At 67.4% G+C, this 17,344-nt stretch carries 14 protein-coding genes and 1 tRNA gene; 1 reads left to right on the top strand and 14 read right to left on the bottom strand.

Annotated features, from left to right (window positions below; translation table 11 throughout):
* Positions 1-4 precede the first annotated feature (4 nt).
* Together QOL62_RS00470 and QOL62_RS00465 are read right to left on the bottom strand one after the other, a co-directional pair.
* Positions 5-1,201: a sulfotransferase family protein gene (locus tag QOL62_RS00470; protein ID WP_283404797.1), complete on the bottom strand. Its 1,197-nt coding sequence runs from the start codon at positions 1,199-1,201 to the stop codon at positions 5-7.
* A gap of 12 nt (positions 1,202-1,213) precedes the next feature.
* Positions 1,214-2,386: a hypothetical protein gene (locus QOL62_RS00465; RefSeq protein ID WP_283404796.1), complete on the bottom strand. Its 1,173-nt coding sequence runs from the start codon at positions 2,384-2,386 to the stop codon at positions 1,214-1,216.
* A 187-nt stretch (positions 2,387-2,573) separates the two neighbouring features.
* On the opposite strand from QOL62_RS00465, the gene QOL62_RS00460 reads away from it, so the two are divergent.
* A complete protein-coding gene (locus QOL62_RS00460) occupies positions 2,574-3,815 on the top strand; it encodes a cytochrome P450 (protein ID WP_283404795.1) in 1,242 nt (413 codons plus the stop codon).
* Between the two features lie 7 nt (positions 3,816-3,822).
* Here the strand turns inward: QOL62_RS00460 and QOL62_RS00455 are convergent, their stop codons facing one another.
* The 12 genes from QOL62_RS00455 to ftsA form a co-directional block, all read right to left on the bottom strand.
* On the bottom strand, positions 3,823-4,815 hold the full coding sequence (locus QOL62_RS00455) for a bile acid:sodium symporter family protein (RefSeq protein ID WP_283404794.1): 993 nt from the start codon (positions 4,813-4,815) through the stop codon (positions 3,823-3,825).
* A gap of 15 nt (positions 4,816-4,830) precedes the next feature.
* Positions 4,831-5,769 (bottom strand): NAD-dependent epimerase/dehydratase family protein, encoded by a 939-nt coding sequence (locus QOL62_RS00450; protein WP_283404793.1) that lies wholly within the window; start codon positions 5,767-5,769, stop codon positions 4,831-4,833.
* Positions 5,766-6,896, bottom strand: a complete 1,131-nt coding sequence (proB, locus tag QOL62_RS00445; RefSeq protein ID WP_283404792.1) for a glutamate 5-kinase — start codon at positions 6,894-6,896, stop codon at positions 5,766-5,768. Before proB ends, QOL62_RS00450 begins: the two co-directional genes overlap by 4 nt.
* A gap of 131 nt (positions 6,897-7,027) precedes the next feature.
* Positions 7,028-8,083 (bottom strand): GTPase ObgE, encoded by a 1,056-nt coding sequence (gene obgE / locus QOL62_RS00440; protein WP_103728267.1) that lies wholly within the window; start codon positions 8,081-8,083, stop codon positions 7,028-7,030.
* 172 nt (positions 8,084-8,255) lie between these two features.
* A tRNA-Ala gene (locus QOL62_RS00435) sits at positions 8,256-8,331 on the bottom strand.
* 131 nt (positions 8,332-8,462) lie between these two features.
* On the bottom strand, positions 8,463-9,323 hold the full coding sequence (locus tag QOL62_RS00430) for a hypothetical protein (RefSeq protein WP_283404791.1): 861 nt from the start codon (positions 9,321-9,323) through the stop codon (positions 8,463-8,465).
* Between the two features lie 141 nt (positions 9,324-9,464).
* A complete protein-coding gene (locus QOL62_RS00425) occupies positions 9,465-10,199 on the bottom strand; it encodes a Bax inhibitor-1/YccA family protein (protein ID WP_103728266.1) in 735 nt (244 codons plus the stop codon).
* Positions 10,200-10,334: 135 nt separating this feature from the next.
* Entirely contained in the window at positions 10,335-11,144 is an 810-nt protein-coding gene (locus QOL62_RS00420; protein ID WP_283404790.1) for a pyrroline-5-carboxylate reductase family protein, read from the bottom strand.
* 87 nt (positions 11,145-11,231) lie between these two features.
* Complete coding sequence (locus tag QOL62_RS00415; protein ID WP_103728264.1) at positions 11,232-11,750, bottom strand: type III secretion system chaperone family protein; 519 nt, start codon at positions 11,748-11,750, stop codon at positions 11,232-11,234.
* A 168-nt stretch (positions 11,751-11,918) separates the two neighbouring features.
* The gene (locus tag QOL62_RS00410) at positions 11,919-13,976 is read right to left on the bottom strand and encodes an SPOR domain-containing protein (RefSeq protein ID WP_283404789.1); all 2,058 of its coding nucleotides are present in this window, start codon (positions 13,974-13,976) and stop codon (positions 11,919-11,921) included.
* Positions 13,977-14,205: 229 nt separating this feature from the next.
* Positions 14,206-15,744 carry a cell division protein FtsZ gene (ftsZ, locus tag QOL62_RS00405; protein WP_283404788.1) on the bottom strand — a complete coding sequence of 513 codons (1,539 nt, stop codon included), beginning with the start codon at positions 15,742-15,744 and terminating at the stop codon, positions 14,206-14,208.
* Between the two features lie 304 nt (positions 15,745-16,048).
* The gene (gene ftsA / locus QOL62_RS00400) at positions 16,049-17,329 is read right to left on the bottom strand and encodes a cell division protein FtsA (protein WP_103728261.1); all 1,281 of its coding nucleotides are present in this window, start codon (positions 17,327-17,329) and stop codon (positions 16,049-16,051) included.
* Positions 17,330-17,344 lie beyond the last annotated feature (15 nt).

Here is a 17,344-nt window from a genome sequence, read left to right as displayed (position 1 = left end):
TCACTCAGGCCAGAGAGGCACGTTCAAGCAGGTCGTAACGCGCGATGTAGTCCCCGAACGGCGCGCGCGCTTCGTCTGCCGTCATGCCGTAGTCCTCGATGGCGTAGCGATGGACCCCGTGCCCGAGCTCCGGCTTTTCCTCTATCCGGCGGAGCAGTGCGGCGCGTGTGGCTTCCGGGATGTCCATGCCGATGAAGCGGTAGATCGCCTCCACCGTCTCCATGGGCCGCGCGTGGAAATCGGCGTGGACGACGTCCAGCACCTGCCCCGGGTGGCGGGCGCGCACGGCCTCGCACTTGCGGACCGCCTGCGCCCACTTCGCCACTTCGCGCCGCAGGAGATTCTCTGCCCGCTGCTGCGTGCGGTCGGGCTCCGTCAGCCCGTTCAGGTTCATCAGCAGGGACACGAGGCTGGGGATCGCCTTCCCCGGATCGCGGTGCGTCTGGATCACGCGGGCATCGGGGAATACCGCCAGCAGCAGATCCAGATGCTCGATGTGCCCGGGGTTCTTGAGGAGCCAGCGCCGATCGGGATCGTTGAGCCCGATCAACTGCACGCAGCGCGCGTAATGACGGTACGCCTCGGCCTCGCTCTGGCACTGCCACCAGGCGTCGTAAGTGGCCGCCGACCACGCGCAGGACCAGAGGTTCGACACGAACGACTGGCGCAGCACCATGCAGCATTCGTGCACCTCCTCCGCCGCACGGAAGTGAGCCGCCTTCGCACCGGGCACGGCCGCATACTGCGCGTCAAGCGCGGCGACGGTGCTGCGGTACTGTGGGTAGCGCGCCCACTCCTCCCTCGGCGGACGCGGCATGGGGCTGTCGAGCAGCCATGTCTGCAACCCCTGGAAGCGCGGGTCCACCGCCAGCAGCCGGTGCAGCGCCGTGGTCCCGGTACGCGGCACGCCGGTGATGACGACCGGCGAAAGCACCGGCTTTGCATCGAACCCGGGGTTGGCCTTCATCGAGGCGATGGCCTGTGCCCGCCCGCGCAACACGCCCACGACCATGCCCCAGGCGATGCGCCGCCCCTGGTCCGAGAAGCGGGGATCGTAGTCCATCGACTGCAGCAGCACGGTGAGGCCGGACAGGTAGTCAGCCGGACCGAAATCGTGCAGCCCCGTTTCCGCGCTGACCAGATCGTGGAGCTGGTCGCGGGAATGGCGGAACGCGGCGGGCGGATCGTAGCGCAGGTCCATCGGATCGCTCCCTTACCACCGGCGCCGGCGCTGGCAGGCGACGGCGCGGCGACGGATCTCTTCGGCCCGCTGCCCGGGCGTGACGACCGGCGTGTCGGCGGGCAGATGCGCAGGCAACTCGGCAAGCTTGACGCGGGTGATCGTCGGGACCGGCTCACTGTCGCAGTCGTACCAGCGGCCATAGATGCCACCCTCATTGTACCCGGCCGGATCAAGCCAGTTCGGCACCCCGGGGTCGGTCAGCGCAATAACGCCGCGAAACTTCCCGTCGCTCGAAAGCGTGGCCATGGCACCGTTCGTGCTGCTCAGTCGGTACACGTATTCGAGCGCGTTGAAGTAGGGGTCGTTGAGCTGGACATTCCAGTACGGCGCCCGCGACGGGATTTCTGTTTCAATGATGAGCGCCTCGTCGTCATCCAGCTGGAAGCAGGCGGGCCAGTAGGTCTGCTTCACCAGCGCGCCGGGATAGCGCACAGGCTCGAACACGTTGAAGCCCACCCGGTCCTTCACGCCGTTCTGCATGGGATAGTAGAGATCGGTCTTGCGGCGCGGCAGCTTCGCCATTTCGGTGATGCGGTGCAGGATCTCCTCCTGCGAAAGGCGCGGCTTGGGGGGGACCGGATCCAGGCACTCGATGGACAGCACCGGGTCCACCTCCGTTTCCCAGTCGTACATGCGGTACCGGGTGAAGAGCCCACGCGCGGATCGGTCAATGGGCGCCCAGTGCCCTTCGTAACCCGCCGGACGCTCCGCACTGAAGATGATCGAGAAGTTTTCACCCAGCCCGATCCCCAGGTCGTTGGTGTCGCACTCCCGGTGGCCGCTGGGCTGCGGCATCGTATCGACCGTGCCGGAAAGCGCCGCCTGCGAGGTGAACGAGAGGATGCGGCAGGTGCCCCGGTTTCCCGAGACACGGTAAGTGAGATCGCCTCGGATGGGGGACTGCACGTAGATGTCGTCGGGGTTGGGCTGGAGCGTGTAGACGGGGTTCCACAGCGGCGCCCAGTCCGGATGTTCCGCATCGGCATGGAAGTACATGAAGTAGGCGTAGGACAGGCTCATCATCGTCTGTCGGCACACGTCGGCGCGATAGGCCGGGTCCTCGGGTCGCCAGGTGTTCCGCAGGTTGCCGATGGCCCCTTCGAGATCCGCGAGATACGGGAGGAGATCGCGCTCTGTCTGCATGGAAGCCTCGGCAGTGAAGGTCGTTGATGCCGTTATGGTAGTTAGCACTATCTAGGTTCGCCATCCCCGGGAATATCGCTCCGGCGAAAAAGGCTCCTTCGCTTGTCGGTTGGCGACAGCGATTGTGCCGGTACACTGTGAGCCAGTGAGTCTCGCTAAGAGACCGCCCGGAGAGAGGACCACCGCCATGGCCACCACGGCACAGCGCATCGAAGATCTCACGCTGTTTCACCTTCCCGTCGAAACGGCCGCGTTCGCCGAGGCCCCCGATCCGTGGCTGGCCAAGGCGCGGGAGCAGCATCCCTGGCTCGCGACGAGCACCATCGGCCCGGTGCTCACCTCCTACCGCGCCATCGACGAGATCATGCGGATGGACGACGCGCTGGCGATGCCCGGCGCTGAAATCGCCGAGATCATGGGTGCGAAGGGAACTGGCTGGGGGGACTTCGCGGAGGAGATGCTGCTGGTGCGCCACGGGGCTGACCACCAGCGCCTGCGGTCAAGCGTGAGCGGCGCGTTCGGCCCTAACAACGTCAAGCGCATGCGGCCGGTCATGCGTGAAACGATCGCTGCCCTCCTCGACGAGTGGGCACCCCGGGGCACGTTCGACTTCACCAAGTTCGCCGCCAACTTCCCGGTCCGCATCATGTTCGCGCTCATCGGCGGCGACATCGCGAAGCTCCCGGCGATCATCTCCTCGCTCGAAGTGCAGGGCACCAGCTTCAACATGGTTGTCGAGGATACGCCCCGGATCGAAGCCGCCTACCAAGTGCTCTGGCGCTTCGTGGACGACCTCATCGCCGAGCGTGGACCGGAGGGAGGACACGGCGACCTCCTCGACGATCTCATTGCCGCGAACACCGGGGGGAACATCACGGACAAGGAACTGCGGCAGATGCTCGTATTCCTGTTCGGCGCGGGTTACGACACCTCGAAGAACCTGCTGACCCTGCTCATGGACTCCATGATCGCACACCCCGCCATCTGGAAGCGGTGCGGGCAGGACTTTGACTACTGCCGCAAGGTCGTGCGCGAGCAGCTGCGCCTCACCAGCCCTTCCAATACGTACCGGGTCACTACCCGGGACGTGACGTGGCAGGACGTCACTATCCCGGCGGGCACCATGCTGCTGTTCCCGCTCGGCATCTCCGGGCGCGACCCGGAGCTTTTCGCACGTCCGCTGGAATTCGACCCGGACCGGACAGACCGCACGGCGCCGCTGGCTTTCGGACGAGGCATGCACATCTGCCTCGGCCAGTTCCTCGCCCAGGCCAACGTCGAAGAGGCGACGCACCTCATCGCCCAACGCATCACCAACCCGCGCCACGCAGGCCCGCCCAGCTGGCGCAGCTTTTGCGGCGTCTGGGGCATCAAGTCCCTGCCGATCGCGTTCGATCCCGCTCCCGCAAGGGCGCACCAGCCCGCCTGACCCAGGGTCAGGCGGGTGCGGTTCCCTGCTCCGCCGCCTCCCCGGTCGTCGCGGCGAAACGGCGCGCCAGGACAGCGCAAACCATGAGCTGGATCTGGTGGAAGAACATCAGCGGCAGGATGACCGCGCCCACCTGCGCGGCTGGAAAGAGCACGCCCGCCAGAGGCACCCCCGTCGCCATGCTTTTCTTGGAGCCGCAGAACAGGAGCACGATCCGGTCTTCCCGCGAGAAGCCAAGCGCCTTGCCGATGGCCACCGCCGCGCCCATCACCACCGCCAGGAGGGCAAGCGAAAGAACCGCGATCAGCGCCAGCTCCTGCAGCGTCACCTTCTGCCAGAGGCCGTCGAGGACCGCCGCTCCGAATGCGGTATAGACGACCAGCAGGATCGATCCACGGTCGACGTAGCCCAACATCGCCTTCCGCCGCGTCACGAAATCGGCGATCCACGGCCGCAGGAGATGGCCCGCCAGGAACGGCAGGAGCAGCTGAACCGCGATGCTGACGATCGGATCGGTGGAGAAGCCCTGGCTCTTGCCGGTGATGAACAGCGCGGTGAGGAGGGGCGTGATGAAGATGCCCGCGAGGTTGGAGAAGGAGGCGCTGCACACGGCCGCCGCTACGTTGCCGCCGGCGATCGCCGTGAAGGCGATGGAGGATTGCACGGTGGAGGGGAGCAGCGTCAGGAACAGGATGCCCGTCCCCAGCGAAGGCTCGATGCCGGGAATGGCCTGCACGATCAGCCCGAGGACGGGGAACAGCACGAAGGTCGTGGCGGCAACCGTCAGGTGCAGCTTCCACGCCTTCGCCCCGGCCACGATGGCCTCGCGCGAAAGCTTGGCGCCATGCAGGAAGAACAGGAGGGCAATGCCCAGGTCGGCCGCCCGATCGACCACCCCGGCCCACACGCCCTGCGCCGGCAGCACCGTCGCCAGCACCACCATACCGATCAGCAGCAGCAGATAGGGATCGAGATAGAACCGGTCGAGCAGGCGCTTCATGCGGGGATCACGCTCCTACAGCCACTTATGCTCGCGATACCACTGCGCCGTGGCCTTCAACCCCTCGCGCGTTTCCACCCGTGGTCGCCAGAGCGTCGCAGGTGGTGCCGCTTCCGGCGATACCACCCAGTCGGGGTGGCTGAAGTACGCCGCCCGGTCGAGCGTCATCTTCGCGCGGGAGCCACGGAAGAAGCCGTCGATCCGTGCGCTGCGCTCCAGCATGGAGGGTGACAGGCCGATCACGCGGGGGCGCCTGCCCATGGCCCAGCCGATGGCGAGGCCCAGCTCGAAATGCTCCCATCCCTGCGGCTTGCCGTCGTCCGGCTCGAAGACCTTGCCGGTCACGGCGAGTCCGCCAGGCTCCAGTGCGACGAGCAAGCGGGCCAGATCCTCGACATGGATCATCGAGGCCCGGCCCTCCCGCGGCATCGGGATGAACCCCCAGCGCGCCGCGCGGAACAGCTCGAACATTTCCTTGTCGCGCGGCCCGTAGATCGCGGGTGGGCGAACGATCGTCCAGTCCAGCGGGCTGGCCATGACGATCTTCTCCGCCCGTGCCTTCGAGGCGCCATAGGCCGACAGGTCCGGCTCACGCGCCGAGAGGGAAGAGACATGCACGAAACGCCGCACGCCCATGCGGACAGCCGCCTCCACAAGGTTGAGCGTGCCGGTGACGTTGCCCTCCTCGAACGCGGCCGCATCCGGAGCATTGACGACGCCGGCGACGTGGATGACCGCTTCGGCACCGCCCACCAGCTCGACGAGCGAGGCCGCGTTGCCCAGTTCGCCACCGATCCACTCGACATGCGGGCACTCGGGCTGAGTGCGCCGCGTCAGGGCGCGGATCGAAAAGCCCGCATCCACCGCCGCATCGAGCACCGCTTGCCCGACGAAACCGGTCGCACCGGTCAGCGCGATGACCGGCCTGTGCCTCAGGGATGGCCGACCGCTCATTTCAACACCATCTGGTCGCGGTGAATCACGGCGGAGCGCGGTGCATAGCCCAGCACGTCCTCCTGTTCACGCGAATGCAGGCCAAGGATCGCGACGCACTCACCGGCCGCGTATTCGGAAAGGCCATGCCCCAGCACCCTGCCCTCCCGATCCACGATCGCGACCGCGTCACCGCGTGCGAAGATGCCTTCCACCGCCGTCACGCCCTTGGCGAGAAGGCTGGATCCCCGCTCCAGTGCCGCGGCAGCGCCGTCATCCACCATGATCTCCCCCTTAAGGCGCAGACGCCCGCCCAGCCATGCCTTGCGCGCCGCGGCCTTGCGCCGGGGCACGAAGAGCGTCCCGATACCCTGGTCGATGATCCGGGCCACGGGCCGCTCATGCTGGCCGTTACCGATAACGAGGCAGATGCCTGCAAGCTCCGCGATTTCGGCTGCCTGCAGCTTCGACACCATACCGCCGGACCCCATGCCGGAGCTGGACTCGGGACTGGCCATGGCGCGCACCTCTTCTGTCACACCCTCCACCACCGGGATCATCCGCGCGCCCGGGAGCCTGGGATGCCGGTCGTAAAGGCCGTCGATGTCCGACAGCAGGACGACCGCGCTGGCCCCGGCGGCCTGCGCGACCCGTGCCGCGAGACGGTCGTTGTCGCCGAAGCGGATCTCCTCGGTCGCGACCGAGTCGTTCTCGTTGATGACGGGAACCGCGCCCGCATCCAGAAGCCGTGTCAGGGTCGCGGTGACATTGAGGTAGCGGCGGCGATCCTCCAGATCCTCCAGCGTCAGCAGCATCTGCGCCGCCGTCAGGCCGTGCCGGCCCAGCAGCTCCGCCCAGAGACCCGATAGCGCGATCTGCCCCACGGCGGCGCTTGCCTGCGCGTCGGCGAGGCTGCCGCGCCCCCCTCTCTCAAGCCCGAGAGTCGCCGCGCCCAGCGCGATTGCGCCCGAAGATACGACGATGACGTCCTGGCCGCGCGCACGCGCCTCCGCGATTTCGCCGACCAGCTGCGTGATCCAGGCGCGGCGCACGCCATCCGCGCCGACCAGCAACGCGGACCCCACCTTGATGACAAGGCGCGGGGCGAGAGCGGGATCGGCGAGGTCGGAGATTCGGGCTATGGGCATGGGAACGCCAGCCTCTAAGGGAAAGCGCAAGTTGAGGAAAGCGCAAGGTTGGTCGGTCCAGGCCGCGCCCGGCCCGCCTCGCCGTCACAGCAGGACGCGCGGCAGGCCGACGACGCGACGGACCCGGCCGATCAGATCGGCGACCAGGGCTTGTCGTCCGCGTCCTCGCGCTCGCCCTCAGGGCGTTCGGTGACGGTCGCGGCGGGCAGGTAGTCGATTACCGCGTCCAGCAGCTTCGAGATACCCTTGCCCGTAGCGCCGGAAATCGGGAACACCTCGTCCGCACCCGCCTTCAGCAGTTCGCGCGCGTAGTCTTCCGCCAGTGCGTCATCGACGAGGTCGATCTTGTTCAGCGCGACGAGGCGCGGCTTGTCTTCAAGCCCGCCACCGTAGGCTTCGAGTTCCTCCTCCACGATCTGCATCGCTTCCACCGGATCGGTGTTCGAGATGTCGATCAGGTGGACAAGGACACGGCAGCGCTCGATGTGACCGAGGAAGCGGTCGCCGATGCCCGCGCCATCCGCCGCGCCTGCGATCAGGCCGGGAATGTCGGCGAGGACGAACTCGCGGTGCTTGTGCGTGACCACGCCCAGCTGCGGGCGCAAGGTGGTGAAGGCGTAGTCGCCGACCTTCGCCTTGGTGTTGGACAGCTTGTTGATGAAGGTAGACTTGCCCGCGTTGGGCATACCCACAAGGCCGACGTCGGCAAGCAGCTTGAGCCGCAGCCACACCCACATTTCCTCCGCAGGCATGCCCGGCTGGTGCTGGCGCGGTGCGCGGTTGGTGCTGGTCTTGTAGCTGGCGTTACCCCGGCCGCCGAGTCCGCCTTCGAGCAGGACGACGCGCTGGCCCGCCTCGGTCAGGTCGGCGAGCACCGTTTCGCGATCCTCGTCCGAAATGATCTGGGTGCCGACGGGAACCTTGATGACAAGGTCCTTGCCCGCAGCGCCGTTGCGGTTCTTGCCCATGCCATGCCCGCCGCGCGGCGCCTTGAAGTGCTGGGTGTAGCGGAAGTCGATGAGGGTGTTGAGACCGGCGACTGCTTCGACCACGATGTCCGCGCCCTTGCCGCCGTTGCCGCCGTCGGGGCCGCCGTATTCGACGTACTTCTCACGCCGGAAGCTGACGGCACCCGGGCCACCGGCGCCGGCGCGAATGTAGATCTTGGCTTGGTCGAGAAAATGCATGGTCCGTCGCCTTTGGCGCTGTTCCTGGCGCCCTGATCGCGACCGGTCCCGGTCGCTGGTGACGATTTCCCCGTCGAGCGCCGCTGGCCGCAGATAAACAAAAAACCCGGCCGTGTCGCGGGCCGGGTGGTGCCCGGCTCTTCCGGACATGCCTGAAATTCTGATATACTGGTGGTGGAGCCGAGGGGGATCGAACCCCTGACCTCGTCATTGCGAACGACGCGCTCTCCCAGCTGAGCTACGGCCCCGTTCCAGTACTCAAGCCCGCCGCGTCACCGCACCGGGAGCGCTCCTTTAGCGAACAGCGGCGGCGCGCGGAAGTCCAAAAATGCATGGCGCGAGAATCGACATTCCCGCGCCACGCGGTCTTGTCACGTGCTCACTGCACCGTCGGCAGCGTGATCGTCGGCTGGACGGCCTGTGGCTGCGCCGGCGCCTGCGTCACCGTCTGGGCCTGCGACAGTGGCTGCGGCTGCGGCAAGGTTTGCGTCGCCACCGGGGTCGGCACCGGACCGGCGGAGGCCTGTCCCGAGGTAGGCCGCACGATGATCAGCCCGTTCGACCCGTACCGCGACTGCCAGGCGGCGAGATCGGCGCGGTACTGGTCGTAAGCGTCGAAGAACGCCTTGAACGGCGCTTCGAGCTTGGCCAGCCCGGTGTAGGACCACGCCTCGAACTGAGTGGGATCGACCGTCATCAGTTCGGCGCTGACTTCCATCGCAGCCTTGCAGAAGCCGGAATCCACCGGCGGCAGCGAGAAGAAGTTGTAGACCTGCGTCTGATAGGTTTCGCGCGCCACGATGGCGGCACGGCCCGTGTGCTGCGTGCGGAAGCTGGCGTCGATCTCGTTGCTCGCGCGGTCGAGCGACTGGTCGTAAACCGTGAGGAAGCGCTTGTAGCCGTCAAGAATCGGCGTGTATTCCGCTTCGACGCAGTTCAGCGCGGCGACGTTGTAGGCCGACCGGAAGTTCCACACCGTCTGCGATGTGGAGATGCCACGGTTCACGGTCTGGCGCGTGCCGTCTTCCGCCTTGGGCGGCGTCACCATGTTGAGCGGCGCGCCCATCGGCGGCGCCGGCATGGGTGGAATGACCACCACGGGCGGCGGCGGCGGCGGGGGTGGCGGCGGCTTGGCGCACCCGGCCAGAGCCGCGAGCGTAACGGCGACCGCCGAGCCCGCCAGCAAAGAAAGGCGGCGGCGCCCCTGCTCGATCACCGTCATCTCATTCCCTTGGTTCACCGATCGTTCTCCATCAGGTGGACCACGAGGTCTAGCGTCACGCCGGCACAAAGAAAATGCCCGGTGCGATGAAACGCACCGGGCATCGCAGCTATCCCCGAACTGGACTGTGGATTACTCCGCCAGCCCATCGTTTCCGGGTCAGTCCCGCTGGCCGAGGAAGCTCAGCAGGAACTGGAACATGTTGATGAAGTCAAGGTACAGGCTCAGTGCGCCCAGCACGACCGCCTTGCCCACGAAGTCCGTTCCGCGAAGGTGGAAGTACTGGTTCTTCAGCATCTGCGTGTCATAGGCGGTCAGGCCTGCAAAGATCAGCACGCCCAGCACCGAGATCACCATCTGCAGCACGCCCGAACCCACGAAGAGGTTGATAAGCGAGGCGACGAGGATGCCCACGACACCCATGATCAGGAACGTGCCGAAGCCCGACAGGTCCTTCTTCGTGGTGTAGCCGTAGAGGCTGAGACCGGCAAAAGCTGCGGCCGTCGCGAAGAACGTAGTTGCGATCGACGTCATCGTGAAGACCACGAAGATCGTCGAGAGCGACACGCCCATGATTGCGGCGAACGACCAGTAGAGAGCCTTGAGAGTGCCTTCGCTGAAGCGCTGCGCACCGCCGCTGATCGCGAAGACGAAGCCGAGGGGGGCCAGCATGACCACCCACTTGATCGGCGACTGCATCATCTGCAGCGCGTAAGGCGCGAAGAGCAGCGCGACGATGCCCGAAAGCAGCACGCCCGAGGCCATGTAGTTGTAGATCGACAGCATGTGCCGACGCAGACCCGCATCGTAGGTGGTCCGGCCGGCGGTACGCCCGTCGAGGCTCGGAGACGCACCGAAGCCCGAACGGGGCTGGGGGTCGTTCCAATTCGCCATTTCTAACTCCCTTCAGCGGAAAGCCTGCACAATGCGGTTCCGCTCTGAAGTGAATATCGCGCCGCCCCCCGAAAGTTTCAAGAAGAACCGGACCCAGTCATTTGTGACAAAGTGTATAAGACGCAGGGGCGCTGCTTACCCCTTTCGCGCCTCGGCGGCCATTTCGGCGTTCCGGTCGCGCGAAGCGGCCATGGCCGCAGCCACCAACTCCGCCAGCGCCCCGTCGGCGTCGAGCACGTTCATCCCCGCCCGCGTCGAGCCACCCGGACTTGCCACGCGGTCCGCCAGTTGGCCGGGGGTCGCGTCGGATGCGGCGGCGAGAAGCGAGGCACCCTCCACCATCGCCAGCGCCAGCCGGCGCGACTGCTCCTCGTCGAGGCCGAGGCGGATCGCGCCTGCCGCCAGCGAATCGATGAACCGGTAGACGAAAGCAGGCCCACAACCGGCAAGCGCCGTCACCGCGTCGAACTCGTGCTCGTCCGCCAGCCATTCCGGTGTGCCAAGCGGCTCCATCAGCGCGGTCACGGCTGCCCGCCCGGTTTCGTCAAGGCCCCGCGCGTCGAGAGCGATGGGGGACTTGCCGATCGCGACCGCCAGGTTCGGCATGATCCGCACCAGGGCGCCTGCGTTCGGGAACCGGGCGGCAAGGCTGTTGAACTCCACACCTGCGAGGATAGAGAACAGCACCGTCTCCCGCCCGACGAGCGGAGCCAGCGCGGGCGCCACGCCATCGAGCCCCTGCGGCTTCACCCCGAGGAGCACGGCATCGAAGCGACCATCCCGGGGCAGCTGGCGCAGGAGCCGCACGCCGTCCGGCAACCCCTCACGCGCAGGGTCGACGACCGTGAACCGAGCGGCAGGAATGCCCGCGGCCAGCCATCCGGTCAGCATGGCCCCGGCCATGTTGCCGCAGCCCACAAGCAGGATGTTCTGAAACCGCTCCATGTCCGTCCTTTCCGGATAGCCGAGGGCCGCGGCTTAGGCGAGCGATGCCGTTCTGCCAAGGCCCTCGCCCGCAGGCCGCGCCGCCGCTCAGGCTTCCCCGGCCGCGTCCACGAGCGCCGCGGCAAGCGCCTCGGCCGGCGTCTTGTCGCCCCAGAGGATGAACTGGAACACGGGGTAGAAGCGATCGCACTCCTCGACCGCCGCTTCGACGACCATCTGCGCCTGACCGGGGCCGAGCAGACCGTCCGGCCCCAGCATCAGCCCGTGGCGGTACAGCACTACGCCGCCGTTCGACCAGACGTCGAAGTGGCCGAGCCACAGCTGTTCGTTGATCAGCGCCAGCGCCTCGAACACGGCCGGACGCTTGGCCTCGGCGATGCGGATGTCGGGAAGACACAGGAGCTGAAGCACGCGGTCTTCCGAGCGCCAGATGGCCTGCAGCTGGTACGTGGCCCAGGCCCCCTTGATCTCGGCGGAGATTTCATCCTCGCCGGAGAATTCGAAAGGCCAGTCCCGCGCCTCGAACAGCGAGGCAAGCATCTCCACGGGTGCGGCCTCGTCGTCCCGGTCGATATCGTCCTCAACGGTCCTCATAGTATACGACATCAGCCCTCCGCGAATACGCGTGCATGGATGCTGCCTGGCGACGGGTAAGCACAATCCGTGTTCCGCGTTCCCCTGCGCATAACTGCACAAGCCTGTTTACAGCGTGTGGATAAACGTCGCCTCACGGGACTTGTCCGCCACCTGGAATGACCTGCGCGGCCGCCGGCACTACTTCGCCGCTAGCGGTTCCACCGCCTCGCCGTCCTCGCTGACCCATGGGAGAACGTTCGTGAAGCCCTGCTTGCGCGCGTCGGCGATGAACGCGTTTGCCGCCGTGCGGGACGCGAAAGGCCCCACCACCACGCGGTTCGTGTGCCCCATATCACTGACGTAAGGTTCACGTGATTTGAAGAGAGAGCCGTACTCCCGCACGTTGCGACGCCAGTCAAAAGCGATGGCAGCCTTGTCCCGGCCGACGCCGATCTGCACCCAGGTCCGGCTGGGATGAGCGGGCTTCTTCTTCGCCGTGTCCGCCTTTGCCTTGCCCTTTGCCGGGGCTTCGCTCGCCTTCGCGGTCCGGCTCCGGGGCTCGGCCTTGGCTTCCGGCTCTGCGACCTTCGTCCTGGCCTCCACGGGCTTCATGTCTTCAGGCGTGGGCAGCTGAACGCGCGGCGGCGGGGGCGGCGCAGCCGGCGTGATCAGCCGCATGTCGACCGCTCCTGAGACAGGCAGGGCTTCCACGGTAGGCCGACCGAGATCGGCGAAGATGTCCGAAAGCGACAGCTGACCGGGGCCGGGCGGAGGACCGCTCGGCGTGGAAGCAGCCGCGATAGGCGAAGCGGTACGCGCGGGGGCAGGCGCAGGCGCCGCCGCAGCCAGAGCCGGCGCTGACGACGTGGCCCCCGTCCCGGAAGGCGCCGAGGCGCCCTGCACCACCTGCGGAAGCGTCACGCGCGGCGTGGCTGCAGGCGTGGGCGAAGGGGCCTGCGTGACCGGAGGAAGGCTAAGACGCGGCGGCGCTGCGGGTGTCGGCTGCCCCGCACCCGAAAGGGCGAGCGTGCTGGACGATGGTGCCGCCGCACCCCAAAGGCCGGGCGCGGCAGTCTGCGTCGGCGCGAGGGTGGCCGTGGAGGCCGTTGTTGCCTGCACCGGCGCGAGGGTTGCGACCGTCGTGGCAGCCGTGCTCGGCGCAGGGGTGCTCCGCGCCAGCGGCGGCAATTCGCCCGTCGCGCGTTCGATCGCCGGTTTGGGTTCAGGAGGAGCCACGCGCTCCGGATCGGCAGCGGCAACCTGCGCCGCGCGGGTGGCGTTCGCGCCGGTCCTCTGCCGCCCCCCTGTCGCCGCGGAACGCGCGCTGCGCGTCCGGCGCGTCGTCGCTGCGGCGCGGCCCGCCGCCGTCGTCGCAGCCAGCGGCCGACCGAGCGGCGCGCCTTTGGGAACGAGGGCGCCCCCTGCCCCGACCGTTGCGGGCGGGGTGTAGGCGGCTATGCGCGGATCGTCGCGTCCGATTTCCGAAGCCTTGGGAAAGCGCCCGAGGTTTGCCGCCGCAGCCTGCTGTGCGGGTGTGAGCCGGGGCATGTACCGCAGGTAGGGCGCGATATTCGCGGCGAGCGGCGAGGGCAGGATCTTGCCCGCCACGTCCACGGCCTCACTCGTCTCCCCGGCGATGGCAAGCGTGAAAGCCCGCGTGCGCCAGCCCGGCTTGTCCTGCTTGTTAAGCAGCGGCAGCAGCGTCTTGTAAGCTGCATCCGCGTTGCCGGCGATCGCCTGGCTGACCGCGAGTCGGCTGCGGACCTCGTCCGCCTGCGCGGAGGGCACCGCGGACAGGGCCTGCGTGTAGTACTTCTGTGCGGAAGCGTTGTCGCCCAGCAAGTCGTAGGCGAGGCCACGATCGGCCGCCATAAGTGCAGGCGTGCCTCCCGCCCGCTCGGCGGCATCGAAATGCGGGAGCGCGGAAAGGGGATCGCCCTTCAGCACGAAGGCGCTGCCGAGGCCGGCCTTAACACGGGCGTTGGACGCGCTCACCTCTTCCGCGCGGCGGTAGAAGCCGATGGCCGCATCGTAGTCCTGAAGCGCCCTTGCGGCATCGCCGGCATCGATCAGAGCCGCGAGGTCGCGCGAATCACGCCCGAGCCGCGCCAGCGCGGCGGTGAGCTTCCGGTTGTCCTCACCCGGGATAGCCTGAACGACGGGATGCGACGCCCCTTGCGCCGATGCGGTGGGAGCCGAGGCAAGCGCCGCTACCGAGGCGACGCCGCCGAGCAAGCCCGCAAGCAACTGTTTCACCGGTAAGTCCTCATCTCATTCCGACCGAAGGGCAAGGCACGGCCACGGCGGGTTGCCTGCATCTCGTGAATTGCTGAATGACCGCCGGCCGGTCGGAAGCCGCGCGGCGCGCACTTCTGTCAAGGCGCGGGGCGCTTATGCACCGTGACAGATGAACCGGAAACGAACGTGTCGCCTTCCGAAGGACCGAAGGGGAAGCCAGTCCACCCGGCCTCCCCTTTCTGTAGTCTTACTGGTTGTTCTGGCGGCCCAGGAAACGCGGGATGCTGATGGAGCCTCCCTCGCCCTCGTCCTCGCCGCCCGACGGAGCGTCCGCGCCCGGACGGGGCCGCGAAAGACTGGTCATCCGTTCAAAAAGCGTGCTGCCACCGCCTGCGGGCTTCGGACGAGCCGCCGCCGGCACGGGTGCGGGCGCAGCCTGTCCGCCGTCGAGCAGAAGTTCATCCTGCGCCTTCGGCGCAGGTGCCGGTGCAGCCGTCGGAGCGGGCGCCGCTTCCTGGTTGAGGTGCAGCGCATCCTTCTGGAAACCGCGCAGCCCTGCAAAACCGGTGGGAGCCGGGGTTGCCTGAGCCTCTTCCTCGGCGCCGAGCTCGAGCTCGGCCGAAGGTTCGTATGCCGCCGGACGGGGGGCGGGTTGCGGCGCGGGCGCCGCCACGGGCTGCGGCGGGACGACCGGCGCCGGTGCCGGGGCCGGAGCGGGCGCCTGGTAGGACGGCACGACAGGAGCCTGGACCGCCGGGCGCACCGGACCGCGCGAGGCGCCCAGGTTCAACGGACGCGAGGCGATTTCCGCCATTTCGGTCGTCTGTTCGATGCCGGTGGCCACGACCGAGACGCGGATCTTGCCTTGGAGGTCAGGGTTGAACGCCGAACCCCAGATGATGTTCGCATCGGGATCGACCAGTTCGCGGATGTGGTTGGCGGCCTCGTCGACTTCGAGCAGCTTCATGTCGTCGCCGCCGATGATCGAAATGATGACGCCCTTGGCGCCCTGCATCGACACTCCGTCAAGCAGCGGGTTGGCGATCGCGCGCTCCGCCGCTTCGAGCGCGCGGTTCGGGCCTTCGCCCTCGCCCGTGCCCATCATGGCCTTGCCCATCTCGCCCATGACCGAACGGACGTCCGCGAAGTCAAGGTTGATGAGGCCCGGCATGATCATCAGGTCGGTGATCGACCGCACACCCTGCTGCAGCACCTCGTCCGCAAGCTCGAACGCTTCCTTGAAGGTTGTCTCCGCCTTCGCCACCAGGAACAGGTTCTGGTTCGGAATGACGATCAGGGTGTCGACGTGCTTCTGCAGCTCATCAATGCCGGAGTCGGCTGCGCGCATGCGGCGCGTGCCTTCGAACATGAACGGCTTGGACACGACACCGACCGTCAGGACGCCCTTCTCACGGGCGGCCTGCGCGATGATCGGCGCGGCGCCCGTGCCGGTGCCACCGCCCATGCCGGCGGCGATAAAGACCATGTGGACACCGTCCAGCAGGCGCTCGAGATCCTCGCGCGTTTCCTCTGCCGCCGCGCGACCCACTTCCGGGCGGGCGCCGGCGCCCAGCCCCTGTGTAATCTCAGGCCCCAGCTGAATGCGCGTTTCCGCGATCGAGTTGTTCAGTGCCTGGGCGTCGGTATTCGCGACCACGAAGTCGACACCTTCGACCTGGGCGCGGATCATGTTGGCGATCGCGTTGCCGCCGGCTCCGCCTACACCGATCACGAGGATACGCGGACGAAGCTCGTCGATCGCCGGCGGTCCGATGTTAATGCTCATTTCGCTCTCCTGCAGACACGTCGCGCGAAAAATCTCTTGACCACTCTGATTGCACGCTTCGATTCGTCTAGGCAAAGGATCATAGACCTTTGTCCACAGCCAAAGCAGGGAATTCCGCCACTTTGCGCGCGTTGGTCGCCCGGGTTGCACGGCTGGTCCGCAGCGCTCCCGAACACGGTTCGTTCCGGTGGGCGCGCGGCATGTGAATGAAAGAAAAAGAAAGAACGGCGCCGCCGGTGCGGCTGCCCGCGCGGCGCTGCGGCAACGGCCGTTACGGCGAAGGGCGCAGGACCGTTCATCGCGCTCAGAAATACTCCCGCAACGCCTGATAGACGCGGCCCACCATGCCAAACTTGCCCAGCCGGATCGTGCGGGTGTGGTTGCGCCCCATCGCGCGGATGTCGACCGGATCCGCGGCGGCGTAGAGGACGAGCCCGGCAAGGGTCGAGAAGCCCGGCTTGACGTGCGCCTCGGCGAGCCCGGAAAGGTGCGGCACCCGGCCGATGCGCACGGGCTTGCCGATAGCCGCCTGGGCGTAGTCGGCAAGGCCCACAAGCTCCGCGCCGCCGCCGGTGAACACCACCTGCTTGGCGCGCTGGCCGGTGAAGCGCATCGTCTTGAGCGCCTTGTTCACCTCCTCCATCAGTGTGCCCAGCTGACCGGTGATGACGCCGATCAGCTCGGCACGGGGGATGCGGTTCTTGTCGTCCGCATGCCGGGCGATGGGGCCAGTGCCCTCCTCGCCCGGAGCGTTGACGGGGATCATCTCGCGGTGGTCGTGCGGGCTGGCGATGGCGGAGCCGTTGACGCACTTCAGCCGCTCGGCCTGAAAGCGGCGAATGCCGAACGCCGAGGCGATGGCGTCGGTAATGTCGGCCGATCCCATCGGGATCGACATCATGTCCTTGAGCATGCCCTGCTCGTAGATGGCGACGTTGGTCACCTCTCCGCCGAATTCGACAAGCGCGACGCCAAGGTCGCGCTCCTCCGGCGAAAGGCAGGCCTGGCCTGCGGCGATCGGAGAGCCGACCACCGCCTCGACCTCCAGGTGGGCCGACTGCACCGCTTCGGTGAGGTTGCGGATAGGCGCGCCGTCCGCCAGCATGATGTGGATGTCGACGCCAAGTCGCTCGGCATGAAGGCCCTTCGGGTTGCCCACGCCATGCGCGCCGTCGAGCCGGTATTGCGCGGGTTGGGCGTGCAGCACCATGCGCCCGTCGGGCTGGATCACGTCCTTGGCCGAGATCAGGAGCTGGTCGATGTCCTCCTGCTCGATCCGGCGGCCGCCGATCTCCGCGTCGAACTGGTCGATGCGGCTGGCAAGCCCGGCGCCGGAGCAGCCGATCCACACCTTCTGCACGGCGGTGTCGGCCATCTTCTCAGCCCGATCAATTGCGTCGCGCACGGCGTAAGTCGCTGCCGCCATGTCCGTGACGTAGCCGCGCTTGATGCCCTGGCTGGCGCGGTGGCCGGAGCCCAGCACCACCATGTCCCCCACCTCGTTGATCCCGGCGACGATCGCGGAGATCCGGAACGAGCCAATATTCACCGCCCCGAACACGCGGGTAATGCGTTGGTTGGCCATCAGCGCGTGCCCCTC

It is taken from the genome of Novosphingobium panipatense (assembly GCF_900182875.1).
Lineage (GTDB): Bacteria > Pseudomonadota > Alphaproteobacteria > Sphingomonadales > Sphingomonadaceae > Novosphingobium > Novosphingobium panipatense.
Note: the sequence above shows the minus strand (reverse complement) of the source record. Positions and strands in the feature narration are given on the sequence as shown.

What these genes read in the sequence shown, in the direction of transcription:
- ftsA (WP_103728261.1), bottom strand. Translation starts at nt 17,329, where the DNA reads ATGGCCAACCAACGCATTACCCGCGTGTTCGGGGCGGTGAATATTGGC.
- QOL62_RS00420 (WP_283404790.1), bottom strand. Translation starts at nt 11,144, where the DNA reads ATGGAGCGGTTTCAGAACATCCTGCTTGTGGGCTGCGGCAACATGGCC.
- QOL62_RS00470 (WP_283404797.1), bottom strand. Translation starts at nt 1,201, where the DNA reads ATGGACCTGCGCTACGATCCGCCCGCCGCGTTCCGCCATTCCCGCGAC.
- QOL62_RS00460 (WP_283404795.1), top strand. Translation starts at nt 2,574, where the DNA reads ATGGCCACCACGGCACAGCGCATCGAAGATCTCACGCTGTTTCACCTT.
- proB (WP_283404792.1), bottom strand. Translation starts at nt 6,896, where the DNA reads ATGCCCATAGCCCGAATCTCCGACCTCGCCGATCCCGCTCTCGCCCCG.
- QOL62_RS00450 (WP_283404793.1), bottom strand. Translation starts at nt 5,769, where the DNA reads ATGAGCGGTCGGCCATCCCTGAGGCACAGGCCGGTCATCGCGCTGACC.
- QOL62_RS00425 (WP_103728266.1), bottom strand. Translation starts at nt 10,199, where the DNA reads ATGGCGAATTGGAACGACCCCCAGCCCCGTTCGGGCTTCGGTGCGTCT.
- ftsZ (WP_283404788.1), bottom strand. Translation starts at nt 15,744, where the DNA reads ATGAGCATTAACATCGGACCGCCGGCGATCGACGAGCTTCGTCCGCGT.
- QOL62_RS00415 (WP_103728264.1), bottom strand. Translation starts at nt 11,750, where the DNA reads ATGTCGTATACTATGAGGACCGTTGAGGACGATATCGACCGGGACGAC.
- obgE (WP_103728267.1), bottom strand. Translation starts at nt 8,083, where the DNA reads ATGCATTTTCTCGACCAAGCCAAGATCTACATTCGCGCCGGCGCCGGT.
- QOL62_RS00465 (WP_283404796.1), bottom strand. Translation starts at nt 2,386, where the DNA reads ATGCAGACAGAGCGCGATCTCCTCCCGTATCTCGCGGATCTCGAAGGG.
- QOL62_RS00455 (WP_283404794.1), bottom strand. Translation starts at nt 4,815, where the DNA reads ATGAAGCGCCTGCTCGACCGGTTCTATCTCGATCCCTATCTGCTGCTG.